This is a genomic window from Embleya sp. NPDC059213 (assembly GCF_042754445.1).
Classification (GTDB): domain Bacteria; phylum Actinomycetota; class Actinomycetes; order Streptomycetales; family Streptomycetaceae; genus Embleya.
Genome location: NZ_JBHZAV010000292.1, coordinates 1 through 8,089, shown reverse-complemented (window position 1 = coordinate 8,089; position 8,089 = coordinate 1). Strand labels below are relative to the sequence as shown.

General features: G+C 72.0%; 11 protein-coding genes. 4 read left to right on the top strand and 7 right to left on the bottom strand.

The annotated features are described in order from the left end of the window. Positions 1-85: 85 nt before the first annotated feature. Together ACFXMF_RS45385 and ACFXMF_RS45380 are read right to left on the bottom strand one after the other, a co-directional pair. Entirely contained in the window at positions 86-865 is a 780-nt protein-coding gene (locus ACFXMF_RS45385; RefSeq protein ID WP_379992449.1) for an SDR family NAD(P)-dependent oxidoreductase, read from the bottom strand. Between the two features lie 45 nt (positions 866-910). Then, positions 911-2,215, bottom strand: a complete 1,305-nt coding sequence (locus ACFXMF_RS45380; RefSeq protein WP_379992448.1) for an MFS transporter — start codon at positions 2,213-2,215, stop codon at positions 911-913. Between the two features lie 64 nt (positions 2,216-2,279). Here ACFXMF_RS45380 and ACFXMF_RS45375 point away from each other — a divergent pair, with 64 nt between their 5' ends. Together ACFXMF_RS45375 and ACFXMF_RS45370 are read left to right on the top strand one after the other, a co-directional pair. Further along, a complete protein-coding gene (locus ACFXMF_RS45375) occupies positions 2,280-2,684 on the top strand; it encodes a MerR family transcriptional regulator (protein WP_360324701.1) in 405 nt (134 codons plus the stop codon). Positions 2,685-2,768: 84 nt separating this feature from the next. After that, complete coding sequence (locus ACFXMF_RS45370) at positions 2,769-3,413, top strand: LysE family translocator (protein ID WP_360324704.1); 645 nt, start codon at positions 2,769-2,771, stop codon at positions 3,411-3,413. A gap of 54 nt (positions 3,414-3,467) precedes the next feature. Here the strand turns inward: ACFXMF_RS45370 and ACFXMF_RS45365 are convergent, their stop codons facing one another. The 4 genes from ACFXMF_RS45365 to ACFXMF_RS45350 form a co-directional block, all read right to left on the bottom strand. Further along, on the bottom strand, positions 3,468-3,827 hold the full coding sequence (locus ACFXMF_RS45365) for a GNAT family N-acetyltransferase (protein ID WP_379992447.1): 360 nt from the start codon (positions 3,825-3,827) through the stop codon (positions 3,468-3,470). A 171-nt stretch (positions 3,828-3,998) separates the two neighbouring features. Continuing rightward, positions 3,999-4,187 carry a hypothetical protein gene (locus tag ACFXMF_RS45360; protein WP_360324710.1) on the bottom strand — a complete coding sequence of 63 codons (189 nt, stop codon included), beginning with the start codon at positions 4,185-4,187 and terminating at the stop codon, positions 3,999-4,001. A 116-nt stretch (positions 4,188-4,303) separates the two neighbouring features. Further along, the gene (locus tag ACFXMF_RS45355) at positions 4,304-5,131 is read right to left on the bottom strand and encodes an oxidoreductase (protein WP_360324713.1); all 828 of its coding nucleotides are present in this window, start codon (positions 5,129-5,131) and stop codon (positions 4,304-4,306) included. Between the two features lie 154 nt (positions 5,132-5,285). Further along, on the bottom strand, positions 5,286-5,657 hold the full coding sequence (locus ACFXMF_RS45350; protein ID WP_360324715.1) for an AraC family ligand binding domain-containing protein: 372 nt from the start codon (positions 5,655-5,657) through the stop codon (positions 5,286-5,288). A 241-nt stretch (positions 5,658-5,898) separates the two neighbouring features. Here ACFXMF_RS45350 and ACFXMF_RS45345 point away from each other — a divergent pair, with 241 nt between their 5' ends. Continuing rightward, positions 5,899-6,342, top strand: a complete 444-nt coding sequence (locus ACFXMF_RS45345) for a heme-binding protein (protein WP_360324718.1) — start codon at positions 5,899-5,901, stop codon at positions 6,340-6,342. 101 nt (positions 6,343-6,443) lie between these two features. Here the strand turns inward: ACFXMF_RS45345 and ACFXMF_RS45340 are convergent, their stop codons facing one another. After that, complete coding sequence (locus ACFXMF_RS45340) at positions 6,444-7,565, bottom strand: hypothetical protein (protein ID WP_360324721.1); 1,122 nt, start codon at positions 7,563-7,565, stop codon at positions 6,444-6,446. A 166-nt stretch (positions 7,566-7,731) separates the two neighbouring features. Here ACFXMF_RS45340 and ACFXMF_RS45335 point away from each other — a divergent pair. Then, a partial coding sequence (locus ACFXMF_RS45335; RefSeq protein ID WP_380021219.1) for an aminotransferase class I/II-fold pyridoxal phosphate-dependent enzyme occupies positions 7,732-8,089 on the top strand: 358 nt, incomplete at its 3' end.

The window sequence follows — 8,089 nt, the reverse complement described above, 5'->3', positions numbered from 1 at the left end:
CTTATCCGCGGGGGCGGGGGGGTATCCCCCGCGGGGGGGGGGTATCCGAGGCGACGGCCCCTCTAATCCGACCCGGCCGGTACGGTCAGTGCACCGACAATCCGCCGTCGACGAAGATCGATTGGCCGGTCACGTACGCCGATCCGGCGCCCGCCAGGAAGACCGCCGCGGCCTCGAAGTCCTCGGCCAGACCGTTGCGTCCGACCATGGTGCGTGCGGCCAGCGAGGCGACCTTCTCCGGATCGGCGGACAGTCGCGCGTTGAGCGGGGTCAGCACGAACCCGGGCACGAGCGTGTTGGCGGTCACCCCGTGCGGCGACCACGCCTCGGCCTGGGAGCGGGCCAGCGACTCCAGCCCGCCCTTGGACACGCCGTAGGCGCCGCTCTGCACGAACGCGCGATGCGCCTGCTGCGACGAGACGTGGATGATCCGCCCGTAGCCGCGCTCGGCCATGCCGGGCCCGAAGCGCTGCCCCAGCAGGAAGGGCGCCTCCAGGTTCAGCGCCATCGTGGTGTCCCAGACGTCGTCCCCGAGTTCGCTCATCGGCGGGCGCAGGTTGATCCCCGCCGAGTTGACCAGGATGTCCGGCTCGCCGAACACCTCGGCCGCCGCCTCGGCTGCGGCACGCACCCCGGCACGGCTGCCCAGGTCACCGCTCACCCAGGCCGCCTTGGCCCCCTGGGCGGTCAACTCCTCGACAGTGGCGATCAGTTCGGCCTCGCGTCGGGCCACGACCACCACGCTCGCCCCCGCGCGGGCCAGGGCTCCGGCGATGGCACGGCCGATACCGGAGCTTCCGCCGGTCACCATGGCGACCCGGCCCTCCAGCGAGAACAGTTCCGAGAGGTATGCCTGCGAGCTCATGACTTCAGCCTAGTACCGGAAGCGATCCTGCCGCCCGAGCCGGGTTCACGGCCGATCCCCCGCGCCGACCGCCCCCGCGCCCGCCGGTGCGTCCGCACCCGCCGACACAGCCGCGTCCGCGCGCCCGCGCCCGGCCGGGAAGCCGTGGGCCCGGGCCGCGAGGACCACCGCGAGGACCGGAACCAGCAGGACCAGCACGCTCCACGGGAAGGAACCGGCACCGATCAGGTCCAGCAGGAGCGCACCGACCACACCGCCGCCGGCCATCGCCGCGTTCCACAGCGTGACGAGCATCGCCTGTGCCCCGTCCGCCTCGTCCCCGCCCGCGTCGCCGACGGCGGTCTGCAGCAGGGTGGGCGCGCCGCCCCAGCCCAGTCCCCACAACACGACCGCGACGTAGACCGGGACGTGACTGTCCGAGAAGGCCGCGAGGATCGTGGCCGCCGCGGCGAACAGCAGCGTGGCCGCGATGGTCAACTCGCGCAACCGCCGGTGGATCGCGACGCCCACGACCCAGATGCTCAGCAGCGAGGCGCCGCCGAAGACCAGCAGCACCACGTCGGTGGAGCCGCCCATGTCCAGCCGGTCCAGGTAGGTGGCGATGTAGGTGTAGAGGATGGTGTGGGCCAGCACGAACACCAGGGTGACGAACAGGACCGGCGCCACCCCCGGGATGGCCAGGGTGTGCAGCAGCGGGGTTCGCCCGCCCGGGCGTTGCCCGGGGTGGTCCGGCACGATCGCGACGATCCAGGCGATCAGCACCAGCGCGAGCCCGGTCATCACCGCGAACGAGATCCGCCAGCCGAACTCGTCGCCGAGGAAGGTCCCGGCGGGTACGCCGAGCGACAGCGCGATCGGGATGCCCGCCATCACGATCGCGATCGCCTTGCCCTGGAGGTGGGCGGGCGCCATCCGGCGGGCGTAGCCGGCCAGCAGCGCCCAGGCCACACCCGCGGCCACGCCGGCGACGAAGCGGGCCACCATGGTCAGCGGGTAGTCGCCGGAGACGGCGGTGACCGTGTTGGCCGCCGCGAAGCCGGCCATCGCGGTCAACAGGAGGCGTTTGCGGCGCCAACCGGCGGTCGCCGCCGACAGGGGAATCGCGGTGAGCGCGGTACCGATCGCGTAGATCGTCACCGACTGCCCCATCGCGGACTCGCCGACCCCCAGGTCGGAGCTCATCGCGGGCAGCACGCCCGCCGGCAGGGTCTCGGTCAGGCTGGTCACGAAGACCGCCGTGGCCAACGCCAACAGCGCTGCCAGCGGCAGTTTTCGGTCGTCGATCGGGGTGTGGGCAGGTGCCGAGGTCGGGGTGTGGGCGGGTGCCGAGGTCGGGCTTTGCTTCGTCATGCTGCGTATGCTCGAACCATCACATTGATGTGAGGGTCAAGCGACGAGACATGAGGTGGGTCACATGCGCATCGGCGAGTTGTCCGAACGCACCGGAACGCCACGCCGGTTGTTGCGCTACTACGAGGAGCAGAGCCTGATCGTCGCAAGCCGCTCCCCCAATGGCTATCGCGACTACGACGAGTTCTGTGTCGACCGGGTCCTGCAGATCCGGGGCCTGCTCGACGCCGGACTGCCGACCCGGATCATCAAACAGATCCTGCCCTGCCTCGACAAGCCGCGCATCATCCATTTCCCGGACGCGACACCGGAGATGATCGCGACGCTGGAGCACGAACGTGACCGGATGACCGAACGCGTGGACTGCCTGATCCGCAACCGGGACGCGATCGCCGAGTATCTGGACGCGGTACGCGGCGGCATTCCCCCAACCGCCGACCACACCCTCGCCTCGACCGGCGCGAACTGACCCGACCGGGCCGCCGGGTGCACACCGGTTCACCCGGGGCAAATCGGTGGCATCGCGACCCGACACAGGTCCAGGATGCGGGGCATGACGCATACCCTTTTGGCGTTCCTGGGCGCCTGCACGCTCATCGCGGCGAGTCCCGGGCCGAGCTCGGTCCTGATCATCCGACATTCGCTGCAGAGCCGGCGCGCCGGCTTCCTGGCGGTGCTCGGCAACGAAACCGGGGTCTTCATCTGGGGACTCGCCGCGGCCTTCGGGCTGACCGGCCTGCTGGCCGCCTCCCAACTCGCCTACGACATCATGCGCATCGTCGGCGCCGTCGTGCTGATCGGCTTCGGCGTCCAGGCCATCCGCGCGGCCCGCCGCGACGGCCTGACCGGATTCGCCGAGGCCGCGGCCGACGGCAAGGCGGCGGGAGCGCCCGAACCGGGCAGCGGTCGACGCGCCTATCGCGCCGCGCTGACCCTGAACCTGGCCAACCCGAAGGCCGCCGTCTTCGCGATGTCCTTCCTCCCCCAGTTCGTCCCGCACGGCGCGCCGCAACTGCCCACGATGGTCGCCCTGGCCGCGATCTGGGCGGTGTACGAAATCGGGTACTACAGCCTGTACGTGTGGTTCGTCGGTCGGATGCGCACGGTGCTCGGCCGCGCCAAGGTCCGCCGCCGGTTGGAGCAGACGTCCGGCGGGGTCATGGTGGCGCTGGGCATCCGGATGGCCGTGGAGTCCTGAGCCGCCGCGGCGTCCCCGCCGGGCCGCGGGCACACCGGGGTCGAGGCCCGGTGGTCAAAGCCCGAACGCGTCGCGCCGATCCTCCGGCACCAGGTCGGCGTACTCCGGGTGCTTGGCGATCCAGTCCTTGACGAACGAGCAGTAGGGCAACACCGCGAGGCCCCGCTCCCGGACCCCCTCCAGCGCCGCGCGCACGAGTCGACCGCCCAGACCCCGACCGCCGAACCTCGGGTCGATCTCGGTGTGCGTGAAGGCGACCTCGTCACCGCTGACGAAGTACTCGGCGAATCCGGCGAGTTCGGTCGCCCGCAGCGGCGGGGCGACCGGGCCCGTCGAGGTACCGGGAGCGGCCTCGACGGTGGTGAATATCTCGTAGCGGGACTGCGCCGGGTTGTCGGCCACACGCGTTTCCATACCGCTGCCTCCTGGGTCACGATCGGGACTTGCGGCCCGGGCAATGTCGTCCACGCGCACGCCCTTCGACCATGCCGATCGCCGCGCTCGCGCGTCCCACCGTATCCGGCGCCGACGACCTCCGACTCGGCCCCGCACCCGACCACCCGGCGACCCCGAGCAGCCGCAGGGTCACTCGGGCTCGTCGTCGACGTACACCTTGGTGCCGTCCGCGTAGACCTTGCACACCCGTCCGGTCTCGTCGGTGCCGATCGACGGCAACCCGGCCGCGTGCAACTCGGCGATGGCGTCCCGGACGCCCTGGGCCGCCAACTCGTCGAACCGCTCCGGGCCGATCTCGTCCCGCAAGGATCCCGTCATCGACACTCCTCGTAAGCTTCGCGCGCGCCTCGCGGGTCACCGGGTGGCGCCGGCACACCAAGACTGCCAGGCCGCCCCCCGCCCCGACACCCTCCGGCCGGATCCCGGGCGCCGGCCTACGCGTCGAAGTCGGTCGCGCGGGACACCTTCTCCCACGTGTGGATCTCGTCCCGCACCGTGGCGAGGTGGGTGAGCACCGCGTCCACCGCGTCCGCGCCCAGTGGCAGCCGCAGCGGGACGGCCTCGGCGCCGAGCGCGGCCAGGATCGCGGCGGCGGCCTTGGCCGGATCGCCGGGTTGTTGCCCGTCGCCCGCACCGACCATGCGTCGGGTGTGGCCGACGGTGTCGGCGTACGCGGCGAGTTCGGCACTGGCACCGGCGGCGCCCATCAAACCGGTCCGGAACGCGCCCGGCTCGACCACCAGCACCTTGATGCCGAACGGCCGCACCTCGTCGGCCAGTGCCTCGGACATGCCCTCCAGGGCGAACTTGGTGCCGCTGTAGGCCGAGAAGCCCGCGAACGACATCTGTCCGCCCATGCTGCTGAACTGCACGATCGCACCGGTCCGCCGGGCCCGCATGTGCGGCAGCACGGCCCGCACCAGCGCCGCCGGCCCGAAGACGTGCACCTCGAACAGGGCGCGCAGCTCAGCGTCGGTGGTCTCCTCCAGCGCGCCCACGTGGGTGCGCCCGGCGTTGTTGACCAGGACGTCGATCCGGCCGTGTCGGGCGACCAGTTCGCGCACCGCGGTGTCGATCCCGACCGCGTCGGTCACGTCCAGTCGGACCGCCTCGATCCGGTCCGGATGCGCGGCCACCAGATCGGCCAACGTCTCGGGCCGGCGCGCCGCGGCCACCACGGTGTCGCCGGCGGCCACGGCCGCCTCGGTGACGGCCCGTCCGAAGCCGCTGTTCGCGCCGGTGACCAACCAGATCCTGCTCATCGTGTGCTTCCCCTCGTGATCGTCCCCGCCGGCCGGGGCGTGGTCGGCGTTCCCGTGCCATCACCCTGTCCTGCGGACCGCCGCCCGGTCCAAGACCGGCGGTGATAGCCGATGGTTATCGACGAGAGGGCAACGCGCGGTCGGGGGCGCCGGGTCACGCGGGGCCGACGACCACCGTGCGGTCGGTGGCACCGGAGCGCACCTCGAACACGGTGAAGCCGTGCGGCCCGGCCAATACCTGATGCACGCAGCCGGACGGGATGAACACGACGTCGCCCACCCCCAGGTGCACCCCGCGCGCCAACCCCTCGCCGGAGAAGACGTCGCAACTTCCCGCGGTGAGCAGCACGACGGTCTCCTCGCCGTCGTGGTGGTGCACCGCGGTCCGCTCGCCGGGTCCGAGCGTGGCGAAGAAACCGCACAGGCGCCCGGCGCCCACGGTCGCGGCGGATACACGTTCGCTGATCCGGACGCCCTGGGCACCGACGAGGTCGGCGCCGGGGGGCACGAGCACGGCTTGGTTCACGGGTTCACGGTCGGCCATGGGTTCAGGGTCGACGCCGAATCGACGCCGGAAACGCGGGTGCCGCCGAACCCCGCCGAATGGTCGAATCCGGCCCCGCCGTCCGTGCCTGCGAATCCCCGGCGGCCGCGGCCCTTTCCCGATCACGCTCGCGCCGGCACCCTTGGGGCGGCCCGGGACGGGTGTCCTCGGGCCGCGGCGCGGTGCGATCGCGTCCGCGCGGCCCGACGACACGGGAGCGACGATGGCGAACGGGAACCGGGTCGTGCCGAGCCACGAGGTGGCCGCGAGCGCGGCCCGGACGATCGTGCGGGACGTGGTGGCCGCGGCGGCGGCGGCCGGCCGCGCGGTGAGCGTCGCGGTGGTGGACGGTGCCGGCGTACCGGTCGCCTTCGAACGCATGGACGGCGCACTGCGGTTCAGCGCGGATCTGGCCGCGGCCAAGGCCCGCACCGCCGCCGCGTTCGGGCGGGCCACCGCGACCATGGAGGAACTCCTGGGTGACCGGCCGGTGTTCGCGCAGAGCTTCGTCCAGCACGGGAGTTGGTACCTGGGCCGGGGCGGCCATCCGCTCCTGGTCGACGGCCGGCCGGTGGGCGGGGTCGGGGTCAGCGGGGACGCGGCCGAGTACGAGGACGAACTCGCCCGTGCCGCAGCCGAGTCCTTCGCCGCCGACGCGGGCGGCTGACCCGGCGCCGGCCCGCGGCGCCGGATGATCCCGCTTCGCACGCCGGGCACCGGGGTTCCGCTTCGGAGGTCGGGGCCCGGATGATCCCGCTTCGGGGACGGTCACCGCCCGATGCGCTTCTCCACCGCCACCGTCGCCCGCTCCACCCCTCGGGCCACGTCCCGCACCAGCCCGTTGACCCGCAGCAGCACCGCCGAGGCGACCGTGGTCGCCGCCTCCACCAGGTTGCCGGAGGCCACCGCCGTTCCCGCCGCCGCGGCAGCGCCGCGAACCCCGCTGGTCACCGCCGGGAAGGGCAGCGGCAGCGGGCCCACCACCGAACGCAGATCGGACAGCCGCCCGTTCTTCAGCGCCAGCATCGCGTCCTCGCCGGACACGTACGCCTCGCAGTGGCCGTACCCCTTGAGCGCCGCGTGCAAGAACGCGGTCGTGTACACGTTGGTGATCGCGTGTTGTTCGGCGAAGTCGATCCCGGGCCTGCCGTCCCGGGGCAGGCCGGGCAGGTGGATGTCCATGTCGCTCGGGTCCAGGAACTGCACGTGGTTGCCGCCGCTGATCTCCACGTACGCCTTGTAGCCCTGCGGCACCAGATCCAGGTAGTGCACACCCGATCCGGGGGAGATCCGGTCGTTCTGCCCGGACACGATCAGCGTCGGCGCGGCCACCCGGGCGACGTCGAGGTCGATCCGCGCGTACAGGTCGGGTTCCTTGACGTTGCGGCCGGGGGCCAGGCCCACCACCGCGCGGATGCGCTTGTCCCGGGCCGCCGCGACCAGTGCGCCGGCCCCGCCCAGGGACACCCCGAGCGCGGCGAACGCGTCCTGCCTGATCAGGCCGCGCAGCGGGTTGAACCGGTCGTCGTCGATGTCGATCAGCTTGTCGATGGCATCGCTGATGGTGTCGGCGTGCACGTGCGGATCGAGCGCGAGGATGTTCTCCGGAAAGTAGCGGAAGACGATGTAGCCGTGCCGCACCACGTAGTCGGTGAACCAGTCGTACATGTTCGAACCGGTCCAGGTCGCCGGCGCGACGACGATGGACGGGTACGAACCCTCGGACTTGTCCGCCGGGGCCAACCAGCCGTCGTGCTCGGCCGGGTAGCTGATCCTGGCGAGGGTGAACCCGGGTCCACCGGTCCAGAACGGGAACTCGATGGTGCCGATGCCGAAGGGTCCCGGCCGGTCCGGTGGTACCGGACTCTCGGGCCCGAGTGTGGTTGCCATGAGGGGAGTCAACCGTCCGCCGACTCGCTTTGGCAGCACGATACTTGGCCAAAGAAACGAGACCCCGATCACAGTCGTGCGGTGGCGCGGACGCGAGGGGGTAAAGCGGCGGAGGGTGCGATACACGCGAAGTAACGATCCTCGACACGGTAGGGATGGAGAACACATGGTCGTGCGCGTCTCCCGGCTCGAACACATTCCCGGCATCGGCGTGGACAAGGTCGGCGACGCCGCCGACGCCGCCCGGGATCCGGATCTGCTGCGGCTGGAGAATCTCGACACCGACCTCCGCCCGCCGGCCGTCGCCCTGGCCGCCACCAGGGCCGCGATCGAGGACGACGCGGCGAACAGCTATCTGCCCTTCCACGGGTCGCTCGCCCTGCGCGAGGCCGTCGCGGCGCACGTGGGTCGCCTCGCGGGGCGCGCCTACGACCCGCACACGGAGGTGGTCAACGCCGCCGGTGGACTCAACGGCGTGCTCAACGTGCTGCTCGCCACGGTCGAACCCGGGCGCGAGGTGGTGC

Excerpts from the sequence above, each read along its gene's own strand:
- ACFXMF_RS45385 (WP_379992449.1), bottom strand. The coding sequence starts at position 865 with ATGAGCTCGCAGGCATACCTCTCGGAACTGTTCTCGCTGGAGGGCCGG.
- ACFXMF_RS45340 (WP_360324721.1), bottom strand. The coding sequence starts at position 7,565 with ATGGCAACCACACTCGGGCCCGAGAGTCCGGTACCACCGGACCGGCCG.
- ACFXMF_RS45380 (WP_379992448.1), bottom strand. The coding sequence starts at position 2,215 with ATGACGAAGCAAAGCCCGACCTCGGCACCCGCCCACACCCCGACCTCG.
- ACFXMF_RS45360 (WP_360324710.1), bottom strand. The coding sequence starts at position 4,187 with ATGACGGGATCCTTGCGGGACGAGATCGGCCCGGAGCGGTTCGACGAG.
- ACFXMF_RS45375 (WP_360324701.1), top strand. The coding sequence starts at position 2,280 with ATGCGCATCGGCGAGTTGTCCGAACGCACCGGAACGCCACGCCGGTTG.
- ACFXMF_RS45355 (WP_360324713.1), bottom strand. The coding sequence starts at position 5,131 with ATGAGCAGGATCTGGTTGGTCACCGGCGCGAACAGCGGCTTCGGACGG.
- ACFXMF_RS45370 (WP_360324704.1), top strand. The coding sequence starts at position 2,769 with ATGACGCATACCCTTTTGGCGTTCCTGGGCGCCTGCACGCTCATCGCG.
- ACFXMF_RS45345 (WP_360324718.1), top strand. The coding sequence starts at position 5,899 with ATGGCGAACGGGAACCGGGTCGTGCCGAGCCACGAGGTGGCCGCGAGC.
- ACFXMF_RS45365 (WP_379992447.1), bottom strand. The coding sequence starts at position 3,827 with ATGGAAACGCGTGTGGCCGACAACCCGGCGCAGTCCCGCTACGAGATA.